This window comes from Streptomyces sp. NPDC042259 (assembly GCF_055582085.1).
This window is the reverse complement of sequence record NZ_JBVJDW010000001.1, coordinates 622,225-640,276: the sequence shown is the minus strand read 5'-3', so window position 1 is coordinate 640,276 and position 18,052 is coordinate 622,225. Positions and strand designations below refer to the sequence as shown.

Annotated in this window: 15 protein-coding genes and 1 pseudogene; 9 read left to right on the top strand and 7 right to left on the bottom strand. The window is 71.2% G+C overall.

Going from position 1 to position 18,052, the window contains the following annotated elements; genetic code table 11:
- Window positions 1-27: 27 nt before the first annotated feature.
- The 3 genes from ACZ6MA_RS02940 to ACZ6MA_RS02930 form a co-directional block, all read right to left on the bottom strand.
- The gene (locus ACZ6MA_RS02940) at window positions 28-1,197 is read right to left on the bottom strand and encodes a hypothetical protein (protein ID WP_469430536.1); all 1,170 of its coding nucleotides are present in this window, start codon (window positions 1,195-1,197) and stop codon (window positions 28-30) included.
- Between the two features lie 176 nt (window positions 1,198-1,373).
- Window positions 1,374-1,565 (bottom strand): DUF397 domain-containing protein, encoded by a 192-nt coding sequence (locus ACZ6MA_RS02935; RefSeq protein ID WP_469430534.1) that lies wholly within the window; start codon window positions 1,563-1,565, stop codon window positions 1,374-1,376.
- Between the two features lie 3 nt (window positions 1,566-1,568).
- Entirely contained in the window at window positions 1,569-2,432 is an 864-nt protein-coding gene (locus ACZ6MA_RS02930; RefSeq protein WP_469431176.1) for a helix-turn-helix domain-containing protein, read from the bottom strand.
- A 207-nt stretch (window positions 2,433-2,639) separates the two neighbouring features.
- Between ACZ6MA_RS02930 and ACZ6MA_RS02925 the strand changes: the two genes are divergently transcribed.
- Window positions 2,640-3,089, top strand: a complete 450-nt coding sequence (locus ACZ6MA_RS02925) for an ATP-binding protein (protein WP_469430532.1) — start codon at window positions 2,640-2,642, stop codon at window positions 3,087-3,089.
- Between the two features lie 21 nt (window positions 3,090-3,110).
- Window positions 3,111-4,055: a trypsin-like serine peptidase gene (locus ACZ6MA_RS02920; protein ID WP_469430531.1), complete on the top strand. Its 945-nt coding sequence runs from the start codon at window positions 3,111-3,113 to the stop codon at window positions 4,053-4,055.
- A 16-nt stretch (window positions 4,056-4,071) separates the two neighbouring features.
- Here the strand turns inward: ACZ6MA_RS02920 and ACZ6MA_RS02915 are convergent, their stop codons facing one another.
- On the bottom strand, window positions 4,072-5,667 hold the full coding sequence (locus tag ACZ6MA_RS02915; RefSeq protein WP_469430530.1) for an MFS transporter: 1,596 nt from the start codon (window positions 5,665-5,667) through the stop codon (window positions 4,072-4,074).
- A gap of 115 nt (window positions 5,668-5,782) precedes the next feature.
- Between ACZ6MA_RS02915 and ACZ6MA_RS02910 the strand changes: the two are divergent.
- Window positions 5,783-6,731, top strand: a pseudogene (locus ACZ6MA_RS02910) (TetR/AcrR family transcriptional regulator C-terminal domain-containing protein).
- Between the two features lie 27 nt (window positions 6,732-6,758).
- Here the strand turns inward: ACZ6MA_RS02910 and ACZ6MA_RS02905 are convergent.
- On the bottom strand, window positions 6,759-7,622 hold the full coding sequence (locus ACZ6MA_RS02905; protein ID WP_469430528.1) for an isocitrate lyase/PEP mutase family protein: 864 nt from the start codon (window positions 7,620-7,622) through the stop codon (window positions 6,759-6,761).
- A gap of 236 nt (window positions 7,623-7,858) precedes the next feature.
- On the opposite strand from ACZ6MA_RS02905, the gene ACZ6MA_RS02900 reads away from it, so the two are divergent.
- Window positions 7,859-8,854, top strand: coding sequence for an adenosine deaminase (locus tag ACZ6MA_RS02900; RefSeq protein WP_469431175.1), 996 nt, complete (start codon window positions 7,859-7,861; stop codon window positions 8,852-8,854).
- Window positions 8,855-8,959: 105 nt separating this feature from the next.
- Here ACZ6MA_RS02900 and ACZ6MA_RS02895 read toward each other — a convergent pair whose 3' ends face one another.
- Window positions 8,960-9,658, bottom strand: coding sequence for a SanA/YdcF family protein (locus ACZ6MA_RS02895; RefSeq protein WP_469430527.1), 699 nt, complete (start codon window positions 9,656-9,658; stop codon window positions 8,960-8,962).
- Window positions 9,659-9,792: 134 nt separating this feature from the next.
- Here ACZ6MA_RS02895 and ACZ6MA_RS02890 point away from each other — a divergent pair, with 134 nt between their 5' ends.
- From ACZ6MA_RS02890 to ACZ6MA_RS02870, 5 genes are all read left to right on the top strand, one after another.
- Entirely contained in the window at window positions 9,793-11,148 is a 1,356-nt protein-coding gene (locus ACZ6MA_RS02890) for a deoxyguanosinetriphosphate triphosphohydrolase (protein WP_469430526.1), read from the top strand.
- A gap of 220 nt (window positions 11,149-11,368) precedes the next feature.
- A complete protein-coding gene (locus tag ACZ6MA_RS02885) occupies window positions 11,369-12,631 on the top strand; it encodes an NAD(P)/FAD-dependent oxidoreductase (RefSeq protein ID WP_469430524.1) in 1,263 nt (420 codons plus the stop codon).
- A 44-nt stretch (window positions 12,632-12,675) separates the two neighbouring features.
- Window positions 12,676-13,137, top strand: coding sequence for a GNAT family N-acetyltransferase (locus ACZ6MA_RS02880; protein ID WP_469430522.1), 462 nt, complete (start codon window positions 12,676-12,678; stop codon window positions 13,135-13,137).
- 40 nt (window positions 13,138-13,177) lie between these two features.
- The gene (gene dnaG, locus ACZ6MA_RS02875) at window positions 13,178-15,082 is read left to right on the top strand and encodes a DNA primase (RefSeq protein ID WP_469430521.1); all 1,905 of its coding nucleotides are present in this window, start codon (window positions 13,178-13,180) and stop codon (window positions 15,080-15,082) included.
- A 399-nt stretch (window positions 15,083-15,481) separates the two neighbouring features.
- On the top strand, window positions 15,482-16,597 hold the full coding sequence (locus tag ACZ6MA_RS02870; protein ID WP_469430519.1) for an RNA polymerase sigma factor: 1,116 nt from the start codon (window positions 15,482-15,484) through the stop codon (window positions 16,595-16,597).
- Here ACZ6MA_RS02870 and ACZ6MA_RS02865 read toward each other — a convergent pair.
- The gene (locus tag ACZ6MA_RS02865) at window positions 16,585-18,042 is read right to left on the bottom strand and encodes an FGGY family carbohydrate kinase (protein ID WP_469430518.1); all 1,458 of its coding nucleotides are present in this window, start codon (window positions 18,040-18,042) and stop codon (window positions 16,585-16,587) included. The genes ACZ6MA_RS02870 and ACZ6MA_RS02865 overlap by 13 nt on opposite strands.
- Window positions 18,043-18,052: the final 10 nt, after the last annotated feature.

Below are 18,052 nucleotides of genomic sequence, written 5' to 3'. Positions count from 1 at the left end.
TCTTAAGGGTGCCGCCCTGTTCGAGACCTACTCCAGTCCTCCCGAGGAGGTGACGGTGAAGGCACGGCCTCGTACCGCGATGTCCGACGTACTGTCCTCGTCCGCCCACGCGATGAAGACCGATTCGCCTTCCTCCCCGAAGGCCGCCGCGGCGCAGACATGGAAGCGATTACCGGTCGTCGCCCCACTGACCTGCACTTTTTCGCTGAGGGAAAGTGCGGTGTCGGAACACATCTTCGCCATGACGGTGGGGACGGTGGAGAAGGTGGTCGCGCTCTTCTCCACCCAGGCGAGCAGGAAGCGCCCACCCGGCAACGATGCGAGGGCCGGGCTCGAACGGTTGAAGTCCATCGGCTGGCCCGCGGTCACGCTGGTGATCTCGCTGCCGTCTCCGTTCGGGTCGTAGACGCTGACTTCCACGGTGGTCTGATCGACGCCGAGATCGCTGGGACCGATGCTGTCGACGTGCGCGACGACGAACCGTCCGTTGTCGAGCAGGGTTATCGCGTTGTCACCCCTGAACCCCGATGCGTTCGGCTGGATCTCGCCTCCCTGAGGAGTGCCTTCGAGGTCGAAGACCCTGAACGTGAGGCGGCCGCCTCCAACCGACGAAGGGTCGGACGTCCAAGCGATGACGTAATTCCCGTCCGCCACGACCGTCACAGCCGGGTTCTCATGGAACCCCGCAGTGGTATTGACCGTGAACTCCGAGCCGGCCTTGGCGCCCTCGGAATTGAAACGCTGGGCACGGATGCGCTGGTCCGAGCCGGCACCCGCCCAGGTGACGAGGCAACCTCCGTCGACCATGTTCGTGACGGACGGTCGGGTCGTCGTGTCGATGTCACTGCCGTTGACCTGAATTTCGGCCCCCGACGGTTGCCCGTCGACGAGTCGCCGCAGCTTGAGCCGGGGGCCGGGAGGGGGGTTGAACGCCTCTTCCCTCCACACCGCGAATGAGGAGAATCCCGCGGATTCAAACGTCGGCCACTGCCGGTTGGTGTTGCCGCCGGGCGGCGTCGACTCGTTGACCTGGAACTGTTCGCCGAGCTTGGCCCCCGTGTGTCCCAGGTTCTGGCCCTTGACGCAGGCGTCACTCCCGTCCGCCCACATGGCCACGAACTGCGTACCATGCACTGAGTCGACGGACGGTTGGAACTGGATTCCACTGGTGGTCGTACTGACCAGAATCTCGTCCATGGCCGTGCTCCGTTCGTCTCTTCGCTTCCCCTGACGGCTGCGAGACCGGAACGGATTGCGGACCGCGGACCGCTATATCAAGCCTGACACGTCTCCGCCGCGGGTGCATCCTGCGGTTTCCAGGTGTTCGGGCCGCCCTGGCCGCCGACGCGGCGCTCAGCGTTTGAACGTGCCGTTCAGCGTTTGAACGTGCCGTTCAGCAGGGCAGTGTGGAAGGTGTCCCAGGAGGCTGGGGCGAGGCGGAGGACCGGGCCGTCGGGCACCTTGGAATCGCGTATGGCGACGGTGCCGGGGACGTTGGTGGCTATCTCGACGCATTCGCCGTTGCCGCTGCTGTGTGTGGACGTGAGGAACGCGAAGGCGGGCACGGGCTAGAACTCCTTGACGATGCTCTCGATCAGAGCGCGGGAGTCGTGCTGCGCCAACGAGAGCCTGGCGATGCGGTCGAACAAGGTCGCGTGATGAGCCGCGTCCGTTTCGGTCTCCAACCACACGGTAGCCGAGGTGGTGTCCATGTACACGACGTCCATCGAGCCAGTCTCGGCGAAGGAGACGATGCTGAACGCACTGGTCATGCCGGGATGCGCCCCCGCGAGGTAGGGAAGCACCTGGAGCCGGACATGAGGGAGACCTGCCGCGTGGAGCAGGTGCCTGAGTTGCGCGCGCATGACCTCGCGTCCGCCGACGAGTTGGCGCAGCGCCCCCTCCGCGACGATGGCCCAGAGCTGCAGAGGTGCGTCGCTGCGCAGTCGCGCTTGACGTGCGATTTTGGCCTCGACGAAGCGCTCGATCTCATCCGGGTCATCCCAAGCGGCATTGCCTACAGCCAAGGCGCGGGCGTAGTCCGACGTCTGAAACAGGCCCGGAATGAACGCCTGTTGCCAAGTTCTGATGGTGGTGGCGACGTCCTCCAGTGCTACGTACTCGACCATCGTGCGAAGCTCTGGGTACTGGTTCCACCAGCCCTTGGCCTTGCGACGCTCCCGGTCGGCTGCCGCCAGCGACAGCAACCCGTCGATGACCTTGCGATCGCTCACCCCGTACAGCTCGCACAGCGCCCGGATGTCCGGGTCCCGTATCGGGACCCAGCCGCGTTCCATCTTCGCCACCTTCGTGGTGGACGCGCTCAGCACCTTCGCCGCCTGCGGCTGGGTCATGCCCGCCGACGTCCGGAGCTTGATGAGTTCGCCCCCTAGTCTGCGGCCCAGAACGGTCGACGTGCTGTTGCCCTGCATCGGCTGACTGGCTGTCACGTATCGCTCCTCATGGGCGTTGCGCGCCCAGTTTGGTGCCGTGCCACCCGCGCTCGCAACCTGGTTCGGAGGATATTTCCTGGGAGGAGGTTGCGGGCCAGCCGGGCGCGGCCATACGGTCCGTAACGAACCGATCGCGCCACGCAAACCAGCCACGCGCCGATCCCCCACGCCCGGAGGAGACCGAAAGTGTTCGCTCCCGAGGAAGACCCCCAGGCCCAGCCCGTCCACTACGACCGCGTCAACTACCCGTCCAGCCTGCAATGCGTCGCCATCGCCCGCCGTCACACCGCCCGGCTCGTGGACGTCTGGGGGTATCCCGACCTCGCCGAAGACGCCGCCGTCCTGCTGTCCGAGCTGGCGGGCAACGCCGTACAGCACGGGCGGTTGCGGGGGCGGCTCTTCCAAGTGGAGCTGACCGTCACCGAGGCCACCACCGGGCCGGGGGCCGCCACGCTGCGGATCGCCGTCTCCGACGCGCGGGGCGAGGTTCTGCCGAGCCCCCGGCACGCCACGCCGGAGGACGAATTCGGCAGGGGTTTGCTGATCATTCGTACGCTGGCCACACGCTGGGGAGTGGCTCGGCGAACCGTGGGCAAAACGGTCTGGTGCGAGTTGGATCTTGGCGGATGCGGTTAGCCTGTCGACTACCTTCCTGACGTGGTGGGGGTTCTAGTGCGTTTCTCCCGGTGGAGCCGAGGCCCGTGGGTGCGGGCCGTGCTCGCGGGGCTGTATGTCGTCGCGCTCGCCGCTGCCGTGCCGCACGGGGCCGGTGGGCACGGGCGGGACGGCAAATGGTCGAGCGAGGAGGCCCAGCGGTTCTGGGGGCCCTCGCGGATGTCCGCTTCGACGACGGCCGGGGACGGCGAGGACGACGACGCCGGGTCCCCGGCGCAGCGGATCACGGGGAGCGCGCGGCACTTCGACGGGATTCCGTCGGTGGGCGTGCTGTTCTACGTCGGCGAGGACATGAAGGACCACCACTGCACGGCCAGCGTGGTGCACAGCCCCAAGGGCAATCTGCTCGTCACCGCCGGGCACTGTTCGATCGGTGACGACGCGGCCTTCGTACCGGACTACCGGCGCGGCGAGGACGAGCAGCCCTACGGGGTGTGGGCGGTGGACCGTTCGTTCGTCGATCCCCGGCGTGCGGATTATGGCGACGGCTCCGATCTGGACTTCGCCTTCGCCACGGTCAAGCCCGACAGCCGGGGGCGGCAGGTCGAGCGCGTCACGGGCGCCAACCGGCTGACGCGCACGCCCGGGTACGTCAACCGGGTGACCGTCATCGGCTATCCGAACTCCGAGGACGACCCCGCCGACCAGGCCATTCGCTGTACGACCATGACATCCCGGCTGGAGGACCACAAGCAGCTGCGGATGCGCTGCGACGGTTTCTACTCGGGCACGTCGGGGAGCCCCTGGCTGGCCCACTTCAACGAGAAGACGAAGACGGGCGAGCTGATCGGGGTGCTCGGCGGGCTGAACGGCGGCGGTCCCGACGGCGACGACAGCGATCAGCTCTCCTACAGCCCCGTCAACGACGAAGAGATCTTCAAGCTCTACCTGGACGCCATAAACGACCGCGAGCCGCACCGCTCCTGAGCTGCGGCAACCATCCTCAGCCCGTTTTCGCCACCCGCGCGCATCGTCCCGCGCGACCACCACGGCTCGCCCCCGGCCCCGGGCGCCGCGTGCTGCCCGCGCCCCTCAGCCGGAGGAACGAGAAGAGACCGGCACCGGCCATGGCGACGGCAGCGCCGACGGCCGCGACGCTCATCCCGTGCGTGAAAGCGTCACGCGCGGCCGCCAGTACGGCGTGCGCGGTCCCGTCGGGCAGCCGGGCCGCGGCCGCCGTCGCGCCGCCCAGCGTTTCGCTCACGGCCTCCTCCCGTGGAACGCCGGGCGGCAGTGCGCCGGCCATGTCGTCGCTGTAGACCGCCGCCCCGATGGATCCGAGGATCGCCATGCCCAACGCTCCGCCCAGCTCTTGGCCTGCCTCCAGCACGGCCGCGGCCGATCCCGCGCGCTCCGGCGGGGCCGCGCCGAGGGCGAGTTCGTTGGCGAGGGTCATGGCGGCGACGAGGCCGCCCGCGTACAGGGAGGCGGCGCCGAGGGTGAACCAGAGCGCCGAGTCGGTACGCACCTGGGTCAGCCAGAGAAATCCACAGGCGGAGAGGAGGAAGCCGCCGCCCATGACGTACGCGCGGTCCACGTGCTGTGCGAGTGCGGCTCCGGCCGGGGCCACGACGGCCACTCCGGCGGCCGGTACCAGGCTCCACAGCGCGGCTCGGAACGGGCTCATGCCGAGGACGGACTGCAGGTACTGGGTGAAGAAGACGGCCATCCCGACCGTGGCGAACATCGAGAGGAGATTGGCGAACACCGGGCCGCCGAAGGCGCGCCGACCGAGCATGCCGAGGTCGAGCAACGGATGTGCGAGGCACTTCTGCCGGCGCACGAAGACGACGCCGAGGGCGAGCCCCACGCCGATGGCGAGGGCGGGCAGCGGCTCGTACCCGTGCCGGGCCCATTCCTTGATTCCGTAGATGACCAGGAGCACGGCACCGAGTGACAGCACCGCGCTCGGCAGGTCGAAGCGCTCGCGCTGCGCCGACTCGCTCTTCGCCGACGGGAACTCGGGCACCAGGAACGGCACCAGCACGAGCAGCAGCACCATGGCGGGCAGGTTGATCAGGAACACCGACCCCCACCAGAAGTGCTCCAGCAGCAGGCCGCTGACCACGGGCCCCAAGGAAATCCCCGTCGTCATGACGGTGGTCCACAGCGTCACCGCCTTGCCGCGCTGTTTCTCGTCCGGGAAGAGATTGCGGATCAGGGCGAGAGTCGAGGGCAGCAAGGCGGCGCCGCCGAGACCCAGCAGCGCGCGGGCGGCGATGAGCAGTTCGGCCGTGTGCGCGTACGCGGCGGCGACCGAGGCCGCCCCGAAGAGGGCCGCTCCCGCGAGCACCAGCCTGCGTCGGCCGATCCGGTCGCCGAGCGCACCCATCGTGATGAGCAGCCCGGCGAGGACGAAGCCGTACATGTCGAGGATCCACAACTGCTGTGTGGCGCTGGGCTCCAGGTCCTGGCTGACGTAGGGAATCGCGAAGTACAGGACCGAGACGTCCATCGAGACGAGGAGCAGGGGCACCATCAGGACGCCGAGGGCGGTCCATTCCTTGCGCCCCGCGCGGGGGTGGGGTGTGTTCTCCATGGACGGCAGGGAACCGACAGTGCGGCGTACACCGCAAGCAGATGCCTAGTGCATCGCGCGATTCTGCTGCCTGAGCAGCCGGAATGTGTCGTGGGTGCACTAGTACAGTGCGGTCATGGTCCTGGAACCGCCCTATCTCCGCATCGCCGCCGACATCCGCCGGCGCATCGCCTCGGGCGAACTCGCGCCCGGTACCCGCGTCCCTTCCACCCGGCGCATCACCCAGGAGTGGGGCGTCGCCATGGCGACCGCGACGAAGGCGCTCACCACCCTGAACCAGGAGGGCCTGGTGAGGGCCGTGCCCGGCGTCGGCACCGTCGTCGCCGAGCCGGGACGGGAACGGCCCTCGACTCCCCACCTCGCACTCACCCGGGACGGCATCGTCCGCACCGCGATCACCGTCGTCGACAGCGAAGGGCTCGCGGCACTGTCCATGCGCCGGGGTCGCGACCGAGTTCGGCGTCTCCACCATGGCGCTCTACCGTCACGTCCCGAGCAAGGGGGAACTCGTCCGGCTGATGTCGGAGTCGGTGTTCAACGGTGAACCGGCGGGGCCGCGACCGCACGGCTGGCGCGCGAGACTGGAACGGGAGGCACGGTGGTTGTGGGGTCTGTACCAGCGGCACCCCTGGCTGGGGCGGGCCATGGCCGCGCTCACCCGCCCGATGGCCTCGCCGCACGCGATGCGTTACACCGAGCGGGTCCTCGGCGCCCTGAGCGGCCTGGGTCTGACACCGACCCAGATGATGCACGTCCACCTTGCCCTGTTCGGGTACGCCCAGGGCCTCGCGGCGGCCGTCGAGCTGGAGACGCAAGCGTGGCAGGACACCGGCATGACGCCCGAGGAGTGGATGGCCGCCAACGAAGCGCGGATGGAGACGATCCACACCGCCGGGGCCTACCCGGTCATGTCCACGCTCTTCGAGGACGGGGAGTTCGACCTGGAACTCGAGACCCTCTTCGAGTTCGGGCTGGCCCGCATGCTGGACGGGGTCGCCTCGCTCATCCAGGGCTCTGCTCAGACGTCCACCGCCCCGGCATCGCGGACGGGCGCGGGCCCCTGAGCCGGCGAGGGCGGCCGGCCGGGCCGTTCACACCGCGACCGACCGTCGTGGCACGTGGTGCCGGCTGATGTTCTTCTCCAGCAACTCCGTGACGGTCCTGACCCCGGCCGCCCCGGTCTCCCCGACGTTCGGCAGCCGCCCCTCGGTCTTTCGCAGTTCCAGCAGGGCGCCGTCGATCGCGTCGTGTGCCGCGAAAAGGCAGGGCGTGCTGTAGATGGCGAGGTCGACGCCCAGCTCCGTGAGTTCCGGCAGGGAAAGCCGGGGTGATTTCCCGCCCGCGATCTGATTGAACAGCAGCGGCTTCCGGCCGACGAGCGAACGGATTTTTCGAATGCTCTCGACGCTTTTCACTCCGTCGACCAGGACGACATCCGCTGCGGTCTCCGCGAGCGCCGCCGCCCTGCGCATGATCTCGGCTTCCTCGGTGGCGTCCGTGCGCGCCACGACGACCAGGTCCTTTCTGCTGTCGAGAACCATGTGCAGCTTTTCCAGATACTCCTCCAGCGGCAGGATCAGCTTGCCGTCCGCGTGCCCGCAGCGGCGCGGGCGCTTCTGGTCCTCCAGGATCACCCCGGAGGCACCGGCCCGCTCCAGCCGCTGCACCACATGGCAGGCGACCTCGGGGTCCACATAGCCGTCGTCGATGTCCACCAGCAGGTGATGACCGGGGAAGGCCAGGCGCAGCCGTTCCGCGAAGGCCACCATGTCCGGCCAGGCGATGAAACCGATGTCCGGCAGGCCGTAATGCGAGGCGGCGAATCCGAAACCGGATACGAAGAAACCATCGTAATACCGGGCCGCCAGCGAGGCGGAGAACATGTCGTAAATCCCGATGAGGGGCATGGTCCGAGGGCCTGAGAACGCTTCACGTAAGGCGCTTCCGTGCCGCATGGCTTTCTCCCTGCCGTGCATTCGTGAACAGTTCCGCAAGCGGATGATGTCCGGGGCTCATCCCGCGCAAACCGACCGTGTGCTGCTTTTCGCGATCGAAAATGCGGCAAGGGAACGGAAGTCTGAGGACGTGGCCGGGAAATCACCGGCCCCCGGCTCGCCTCCGCGAAGGCGCCCGCCCCGGTTACGCTGGCAGGGCACCCGCGCTCGCACAGGAACAGGTCCCCACCGTGTCGCTGCCCCCGATACCCAAAGCAGAGCTGCACCTCCACATCGAGGGCACGCTGGAACCCGAGCTGGCCTTCGCGCTCGCCGCGCGCAACGGCGTCGAGCTGCCGTACGCCTCGCAGGACGAATTGCGGGCCGCCTACTCCTTCACGGACCTCCAGTCGTTCCTGGACCTCTACTACGCGCTGATGGCCGTGCTGCGCACCGAGGACGACTTCGCCGATCTCGCCGACGCCTATCTGGCCCGCGCGCGGGCGCAGGGCGTGCGGCACGCCGAGATCTTCTTCGACCCGCAGGCCCACACGGCGCGCGGCGTCGGCATCGGCACCGTCATCGAGGGCCTCACCCGCGCGCTCGACGCCGCCCCGGCGAAGTACGGCATCAGCACCCGGCTGATCATGTGCTTCCTGCGTGACGAGAGCGCGGAATCCGCCCTCGCGACGTTCGAGGCCGCCCGCCCTTACCTGCACCGGATCGCGGCCGTCGGACTGGACTCGGCGGAGGTCGGCAACCCGCCGTCGAAGTTCCGCGAGGTGTACGCGCTCGCCCGCGAGGCCGGCCTCAAGTGCGTGGCCCACGCGGGGGAGGAGGGCCCGCCCGCGTACGTCTGGGAGGCGCTCGACATCCTCGGCGTCGACCGGATCGACCACGGCGTGCGTGCCATGGAGGACGACGCGCTGGTGGCACGACTCGTCGCCGACCAGGTGCCCCTGACGCTCTGTCCGCTGTCGAACGTGCGACTGCGCGTCATCGACCGGCTGGCCGACCACCCGCTGCGCGCCATGCTCGACGCCGGCCTGCTGGTGACCGTCAACTCCGACGACCCCGCGTATTTCGGCGGCTACGCGGACGACAACTTCACGGCCGTGCGCGACGCGCTCGATCTCGACGTCGAGACGCTGCGCACCCTTGCCCGGAACTCTTTCCGGGCCGCGTTCCTCGACGACGAGACGCGCGGGCTGTATTTGAAGGAAGTCGACGCGTACGGACTGCCGTCTGCGTAGGCCTGGCCGACGGGGCTTTGGCTGCGGGCCGTCTTGCCGCCTGCGGCGGGGGCGCCCTGCGGGCGCGTCCTCAAACGCCGGACGGGCTGGTTTTGGCTGAGCCCCCTACTCCCCCTCCGACGCCGCCAAGGCCCGCTCGACCCCCGGCTCGTGCGGGCCCAGGAACGTGGGGCTCGGGCGGACGACCGCGTCCAGGGCCGCCTTGCCCGCGGCGAGGACCTCGCGGGCCCCGCCCCCGTACCAGGTGACGTTGTGCACGGCGTCGACCCCCACGCCGTACGCGTCGATGCCCGCCGCCCCGCACAGCGCCAGCGCGCGGCGGATGTGGAAGCCCTGGCTGATCAGCACCGCCCGGTCCACCCCGAAGACCCGCTTCGCGCGGGCGCACGAGTCCCAGGTGTCGAAGCCCGCGTAGTCGCTGACGACCCGGTCGTCGGGCACCCCGTGGCGCGTCAGATAGGCGCGCATCGCGTCCGGCTCGTCGTACTCCTCGCGGCCGTTGTCACCCGTCACCAGGATCACCCGGACCTTGCCCGCCCGGTACAGCTCGATCGCCGCGTCCAGCCGGTGCGCCAGATACGGCGACGGCTTGCCCTGCCACAGACCCGCCCCGAAGACCATCGCGACCGGTGCCGACGGCACGTCACGCAACTCCCGCAGACGTGGCTCCGCCGCCGCGTACACCCAGGTGACGGGCAGCAGGGCCAGCACACAGCCCGCCACCACGGCCCACAGCGCGCGCCGGCGCCCGCGTCTGGTCGCCGGCAACCGCAGGCGCCGTCGCAGATTTCGCGCCAACCTCATGTCGATCTCCCCCGTTCACCCAGCCTCAACGCGTCGGCACCCGGTGCGGTTCCCGCCGGTGGGCGCCCCGCCCGGGCCGCTGAGCGCGGCCGGACGCGGACGCGGGTGTCACACCCGGCGGCTACGGTCGGAGTATGAACGGCACAGCACGGACCGCAACGGAACAGCCCGGCATCGCCGGATACGACGCGCCGGACCTGGCACGGTGGGCCACCGAGCCCGACAAACGCCCTGGTCGCACCGCCTTCCAGCGCGACCGTGCGCGCGTGCTGCACTCCGCCGCCCTGCGCCGCCTCGCGGGCAAGACCCAGGTCGTCACCCCCGGCGTCAGCGGTCAGGCCTGGGACGCCAGCCCCCGGACGCGCCTGACGCACTCCCTGGAATGCGCCCAGGTGGGCCGGGAGCTGGGGGCCGCGCTCGGCTGTGACCCCGACCTGGTGGAGGTCGCCTGTCTGGCCCACGACCTCGGCCACCCCCCGTTCGGGCACAACGGCGAGCACGCGCTCAACGAAGTCGCCGAGGCCTGCGGCGGCTTCGAGGGCAACGCCCAGTCCCTGCGCCTCCTCACCCGCCTGGAGCCCAAGCGCTTCGTACCGGAGACCGTCGGGGGCGACCCGGCCGGTACCCCGACCGGGCGGCTGGTGAGCGTCGGTCTCAACCTCACCCGTGCCGCCCTCGACGCCGCCACCAAGTACCCCTGGGCGCGCGGCGGGCACCCCACCGACCCGGCGTCCCGCAAGTTCGGGGTGTATCCCGACGACGTCCCCGTCTACGAGTGGTTCCGTCAGGGAGCGCCCGCGCACCGCAAGAGCTTCGAGGCCCAGGTCATGGACTGGGCCGACGACGTCGCCTACTCCGTGCACGACGTGGAGGACGGGCTGCACGCCGGCCACCTCGACCCCAACGTGCTGCAGGCCGACCCCGAGCGCCGCGAGGTCTTCGCCGTGGCCGCCACCCGCTACGCCCCGGGCGCCGACGAGGGCGCACTGGCCGAGGCCCTCGACCGTCTCCTCGACCAGGAGTGGTGGCCGCACGGCTACGACGGCTCGGCCGTCGCCCAGGCCCGCCTCAAGGACGCCACCAGCCAGCTCATCGGCCGTTTCTGCCTCGCCGCCGAGACCGCCACCCGGGCCGCGTTCGGGCCGGGCCGGCTGACCCGCTACCACGCGGAGCTGGTCGTCCCCCACGAGACCCGCCTCGAGTGCGCCGTGCTCAAGGCCGTCGCCGACCGCTACGTCATCCAGCGCGAGGATCAGGAGAAGCTCCGCGCCGACCAGCGGATCGTCATCGCCGAGCTGGCCGAGGCGCTCGTCGCCCGCGCGCCCGACGGACTCGACCCGCAGTTCCGCTCCCTGTTCGCCGCGGCCGACGACGACGCGGGCCGGCTGCGCGCCGTCGTCGACCAGATCGCCGCGCTCACCGACGCCTCCGCCCGCTCCCTGCGGGCCCGCCTCGCGGCCGGGCGGCCTGCGGCCAGGCCGAGGATGTGACATGGGGCCCGGGCCGTCCCTCCCGGGGCTCCGCCCCGGACCCCGGTCCTCAATCGCCGGACGGGCTCACCGTCGAAATGCGGATCCGAAGGACACACCGTGACCCGTCCGGGGTAGTCCCTCTTCCGGCGGCAGGCTCCGTGCGGGACGCTCGGCACTGCTGATTTGCGACCGGGGGCGGTTAACGCAGACGTTCTGCGTGGCATCGAGGAGGCAGCAAGTGGTCGACGCACACCAGACGTTCGTCATCGTCGGAGGGGGCCTGGCCGGGGCGAAGGCCGCCGAGACCCTCCGGTCGGAGGGCTTCACCGGGCGGGTGATCCTCATCTGTGACGAACGCGACCACCCCTACGAGCGGCCACCGCTCTCCAAGGGCTACCTCATCGGCAAGGACGAGCGCGAGAGCGTCTTCGTCCACGAACCCGGCTGGTACGCCCAGGCCGACGTGGAGCTGCACCTCGGCCAGCCCGCCGTCCACCTCGACCGCGAGGCCAAGTCCGTGCGCCTGGGCGACGGCACCCGCGTCCACTACGACCGGCTGCTGCTGGCCACCGGTGCCGAGCCCCGCCGGCTCGACGTCCCCGGCACCGGCCTCGCGGGCGTCCACCATCTGCGCCGCCTCGCCCACGCCGAGCGGCTGCGCGGCGTCCTCGCCTCTCTCGGCCGCGACAACGGCCACCTCGTCATCGCCGGAGCGGGCTGGATCGGCCTCGAAGTCGCCGCCGCCGCCCGCGGTTACGGTGCCGAGGTGACCGTCGTCGAGCCCGAGCCCACCCCGCTGCACACCGTCCTCGGACCCGAGCTGGGCCAGCTGTTCACCGATCTGCACAGCGAGCACGGCGTCCGCTTCCACTTCGGCGCCCGTCTCACCGAGATCGCCGGCCACGACGGCATGGTCCTGGCCGCCCGCACCGACGACGGCGAGGAGCACCCCGCCCACGACGTCCTCGCCGCGATCGGCGCCGCCCCGCGCACCGCCCTCGCCGAAGCCGCGGGCCTCGCCCTCGTCGACCGGGCCGACGGCGGCGGCATCGCCGTCGACGCCTCGCTGCGCACCTCCGACCCCGACATCTTCGCCGCCGGCGACGTCGCGGCCGCCGAGCACCCGTGGCTCGGCACCCGGCTGCGCGTCGAGCACTGGGCCAACGCGCTCAACGAGGGCCCCGCCGCCGCGCGCGCCATGCTGGGCCAGGAGGTGTCCTACGACCGGGTGCCCTACTTCTTCTCCGACCAGTACGACGTGGGCCTGGAGTACTCCGGCTACGCGCCCCCCGGCTCGTACGACCAGGTCGTCTGCCGCGGTGACGTCGGCAAGCGCGAGTTCATCGCCTTCTGGCTGGCGGAGGGCCGGCTGCTCGCCGGGATGAACGTCAATGTGTGGGACGTCACGGACACCGTGCAGAAGCTGATCCGCTCCGGTCACCGGCTCGACCCGAACGCCCTCGCCGACCCCGGCACCCCCCTGGAGTCACTGCTTCCGTAAGCGGGGCTTCCACCGGGCGCCCCGCCGGACGTAGCGTGATCCGTATGACGACCTCAGCGGCCCGTACGGCCGTGGTACCCGTGGCGGAGATCTTCGAGCTGCGCCGGTCGGTGCTGCGGCCGGGCCTGCCGGCCAAGGCGGCCGTCTTCGCGGAGGACACCGGCCCGGACACCTTCCACATCGCGGCGTACGACGAGGGCGGCGCGGTGCGCGCCTGCGTCACGTTCCTGCCCGAGCCGCTGCCGGGGGACGCGGCGGCCGGGCCCGCCTACCGCTTCCGGGGCATGGCCAGCGATCCGGCCGTCCGGGGCCTCGGCTACGGCGTCGCCGTCCTGCGGGCCGGGCTGGCGCAGGCCGCCGCCCGCGGCGCGGCCCTCGCCTGGTGCAACGGCCGCACCTCCGCCCGCGGCTTCTACGAGCACCAGGGCTTCACCGTTATCGGTGAGGAGTTCGTCGTGGAGTCCGTCGGCCCGCACCACCTCTTCACGATCAAGCTCCCCGGGTGAGCGGTCCGGACTGTCGCACCCCGGCCGTAGAATTCACGGCGTGGCAGGCAGGATCAACGATGACGACGTGAAGGCGGTCCGGGACGCGGTCCCGATCGACGCCGTCGTTTCCGAGTACCTCCAGTTGCGCAACGCGGGCGGCGGAAACCTGAAGGGCCTGTGCCCCTTCCACGACGAGAAGTCCCCGTCGTTCCAGGTCAGCCCCGCCAAGGGACTCTTCTACTGCTTCGGCTGCCAGGAGGGCGGAGACACCGTCGACTTCGTCATGAAGATCGACCACCTCTCCTTCGCCGAGACCATCGAGCGCCTCGCGGGCCTCGCCGGCATCACCCTGCGGTACGAGGAGGGCGGCTACACCCCCGGCCGCCAGCAGGGCGAGCGCATCCGCCTCGTCGAGGCGCACAAGCACGCCGCGAAGTTCTACGTCGAGCAGCTCGACAGCCCCGAGGCCGAGATCGGCCGCGCGTTCCTCGCCGGCCGAGGCTTCGACCAGGGGGCCGCGCAGCACTTCGGCGTCGGCTACAGCCCGGCCGGCTGGGACCACCTCACCCGCTTCCTGCGCGGCAAGGGCTTCAGCGACAAGGAGCTGATCCTCTCCGGCCTCGCCCAGGACAGCCGCAACGGCCGGCCCATCGACCGCTTCCGCGGCCGGCTGATGTGGCCCATCCGCGACATCACCGGCGAGGTCATCGGCTTCGGCGCCCGCAAGCTCCGCGACGACGACAACGGCCCCAAGTACCTCAACACCCCCGAGACCCCGCTCTACAAGAAGTCCCACGTCCTCTACGGCATCGACCTCGCCAAGAAGGACATCGCCAAGACCAGCCGCGCCGTCGTCGTCGAGGGCTACACCGACGTCATGGCCTGCCACCTGGCCGGGGTCACCACCGCCATCGCCACCTGCGGCACCGCGTTCGCGGGCGACCACATCAAGATCCTGCGCCGGCTGCTGATGGACAACTCCGGTGCCGAGGTCGTCTTCACCTTCGACGGCGACGCGGCCGGGCAGAAGGCGGCCCTGCGCGCCTTCGAGGACGACCAGAAGTTCGCCGCCGAGACGTCCATCGCCATCACCCCCGGCGGCATGGACCCCTGCGAGCTGCGCCTCGCCCAGGGCGACGCGGCCGTCCAGTCCCTCGTGGAGACCCGCACCCCGCTCTTCGCGTTCGCCATCCGGCAGGTCGTCGGCCGGTACAACCTGGACACCGCCGAGGGCCGGGCCGCGGCCCTCGAAGCCGCCGCCCCCATCGTCGCGAACATCAAGAACGGGTCCATCCAGCACGAGTACGCCGTGCAGCTCGCGGGCATGCTCGGCATCCTCGACACCCAGTTCGTCGTCCGCCGGGTGAGCCAGCTCGCCCGCTGGGCCCGCGAGCGGGGCGTCCGCCCCGGCGAGGGGCAGGGCGGGGCCCGGCAGCACCGTGCCGCGCCCGCCGCTCCCCAGCCGGCCCCCGCGCGCGGCGGCCCCGCCCTGAACCTCCGCAGCCCCGCCCACCGCACCGAGCGCGAGCTGCTCAAGCTCGCCCTCCAGCGCCCCGAGCTGGTCGCGCCCGCCTTCGACGCCTACGGCGAGGACGAATTCACCGCCCCGCCCTACGTCGCCGTGCGCCGCGCCATCGAGGAGGCCGGGGGAGTCACCCACGCCGCCGACGACTACCTCGCCCGGGTCCGCGACGTCGCCCCCGACGACACCGTCCGGGCGATGGTCACGGAGCTGGCCGTCGAGGCCATCCACAACAAGAACGTGGACGAGATCTACGCCGGCATGCAGCTCGTCCAGGTCCGCCTGCGGGCCGTGGAGCGCCGCATCGAGGAAGTCCAGGGCAACCTGATCCGCCTCGGCCCGCAGGCCGCCCCCGAACACGTGGCCGCCGTGCAGAACGAACTCTGGGTGCTCGAACAATACGGGCGCGCCCTCAAGGACCGTGGCGCGGCTGCGCTGTAGCGCCGGACGGGCTGGAGGGGGCTGAGGCCAGCCCTATCCTGCCCCGCCGCGTGGGGGTGTCCTCAATCGCCGGACGGGCTGGTTTTGGCTGGGCTTGATTGTCATAGCCCAGCCACATCAAGCCCGTCCGGCGATTGAGGACGCGCCCGCAGGGCGCTCGCCGCCGCAGGCGGCAAGACGGGCCAGGGATCCGTTCAGTAATCGACCGGTCACCGTGCGAGCTCAAAAAGTCCCCGCACGCCCCTCGTAGCGGAGCTGTGTCGTACCCCACACTGGTGGGCGGTGCCTGAGTCCTCGGAGCGCGCGGCAGGTCCGGGCGACTGGACCCGGAGCCCTTCGCGAAGCCGCTCTTGATCCCAGGGACGGGTGGCGGCCCGGCCGTCTCCGTCCCCCCTGCGCATGCCGCCCCCCGAACCGGCAGCGATCACCCTGGAGGTCGCCCCCGTGCAGACCCGGACCCCGACCCTGCCTCAGGCCCCGGCCGATCCGGCCGCCCCCGCCGAGCCGGCCCCGACCGTGCCACGGCAGTCCGAGCCACCCGCGTCCGAGACCTTCGCCGACGAGACGGCCCCCGAGCCGGCGGCCCGGGCGGCCGACACCGGCGGCCCGTCCTCCGATCTCTTCCGGCAGTACCTCCGGGAGATCGGCCGTATCCCCCTGCTCTCCGCCGCCGAGGAAGTGGAGCTGGCCCGCCGTGTCGAGGCCGGGCTCTTCGCCGAGGAGAAGCTCGCCAGCACCCCCGACCTCGACTCCCAACTCGCCCTGGACCTCGACCGTTTGGTCGTCATGGGCCGGATGGCCAAGCGCCGGCTCATCGAGGCGAACCTGCGGCTGGTCGTCTCCGTGGCCAAGCGCTACATCGGCCGCGGGCTGACCATGCTCGATCTCGTGCAGGAGGGAAACCTCGGGCTGATCAGGGCCGTTGAGAAATTCGACTACGCCCGGGGCTACAAGTTCTCGACCTACGCCACCTGGTGGATCCGGCAGGCCATGTCCCGGGCGCTGGCCGACCAGGCCCGGACGATCCGTGTCCCCGTCCACGTCGTCGAGCTGATCAACCGCGTGGTGCGCGTCCAGCGCCGCATGCTCCAGGAGCGCGGCTACGAGCCCACCGCCGAGGAGGTCGCCGCCTATCTCGACCTCTCCGAGGAACGGGTCAGCGAGGTCCTGCGCCTTGCCCAGGAGCCCGTCTCGCTGCATGCCCCCGTGGGCGAGGAGGACGACGTCGCGCTCGGCGATCTGATCGAGGACGGCGACGCCGCCTCCCCCGTCGAATCGGCCGCGTTCCTGCTGCTGCGCGAGCATCTGGAAGCCGTCCTGTCCACCCTGGGCGAGCGCGAGCGCAAGGTCGTGCAGCTGCGCTACGGGCTGGTGGACGGCCGCCCCCGCACCCTGGAGGAGATCGGCCGGATCTTCGGCGTCACCCGCGAACGCATCCGCCAGATCGAGTCCAAGACCCTCAACAAGCTCCGCGACCACGCCTTCGCCGACCAGCTCCGCGGCTACCTGGACTGAATTCCCTCTCCCGTGGCGCCGTGGAACGCCCCGGGGTGGGTCTGCTCGCGCACGGTCACGTACTGCTGCCGCACGGCCTGGCCCACCGCCAGGTCCTCACCCGGCTCGAAGACCTGGCCGGCCGCGGCCGGCCAGCGCGGCGGCTCCAGGTGCGACAGCACGCCCTGCTGGACGCCCAGCGCCCACGCGGCCTGCCGGGCCGCGCCCAGCGCCACGTAGTCCGCCGCCTGCGGCACGACGACCTGCGCACCGAACAGCGCCGGCGCCACGGCCCGCACGGCCGGCAGCTCCGCCGCGGCCCCCAGCAGGAACACCCGCCGGACGTCGACCCCGCGCCCGCGCAGCACGTCCAGGGCGTCCGTGAGCCCGCACAGCATGCCCTCGAAGGCGGCCCGCGCCAGATGCTCCGGCTTCATGCTCTCGCGGCGCAGGCCCGCCAGCGTGCCGGCGGTGTGCGGCAGGTGGGGGGTGCGCTCGCCCTCCAGATACGGCAGCAGCACCAGCCCGTACGCGCCGGGCGTGGACCGCAGCGCCAGCTCGGACAGCCCGTTCAGATCCGTACCGAGCATCTCGGCCGTGCCGCGCAGCACCCGTACCGCGTTGAGCGTGTGCACCACCGGCAGATGGCGCCCGGTCGCGTCCGCGAACGAGGTGATCGTGCCCGTGGGGTCCACCAGCGCCTCGTGGTGCACGGCGAAGACCGAACCCGAGGCGCCCAGCGAGATCACCGCGTCACCGGGGCCGACGCCCAGCCCGAAGGCCGCCGCCATCGTCTCGCCCGTCCCGGCGGAGATCAGCAGGCCCTCAGGGGTGTGCCCGGCGGGCTCGGCGGGATGCAGCACGTCGGGCAGCGCCGCCTGCCGGCCCAGCGCCAGTTCCACGAGGTCGGGCCGCCACTGCCCGGTCGCCGCCGACCAGTAGCCGGTCGAGGACGCGGCACCACGGTCGGTCGTCCGCCGGACGGGACGGCCGAGCAGCTGCCACACCAGCCAGTCGTGGGGCTGCATCAGCGCGGCCGCCCGGGTCGCCGACTCCGGTTCGTTGCGGGCCAGCCACCGCAGCTTCGCCACGGCCTGCCCCGCCTGCGGCACCGACCCGACGGCCTCCGCCCACGCGGCCCGGCCGCCGAGCGCGTCGGTCAGATCGGCCGCCGCCGCCTGCACCCGCCGGTCGTTCCCGAGCATCGCGGGCCGTACGAGCACACCGCCGGCGTCCAGCACGAGCAGCCCGTGCTGCTGCGCCGAGACGCCGATGGCCTGTACCCCCTCCAGGAGTCCGCCCGCGGCGGCCTCGCCCAGCGAGACCAGCCACGCCTGCGGATCACCCTCGGGGCCCGTCGTCGGATGCGGGGCGTAGCCCTGCCTGAGCACGGTGCCCGTCTCCGCGTCGCAGACGACGATGCTCGTGCTCTCGGTGGAACTGTCCAGCCCCGCGACTATGCCCATGCGAAGGATG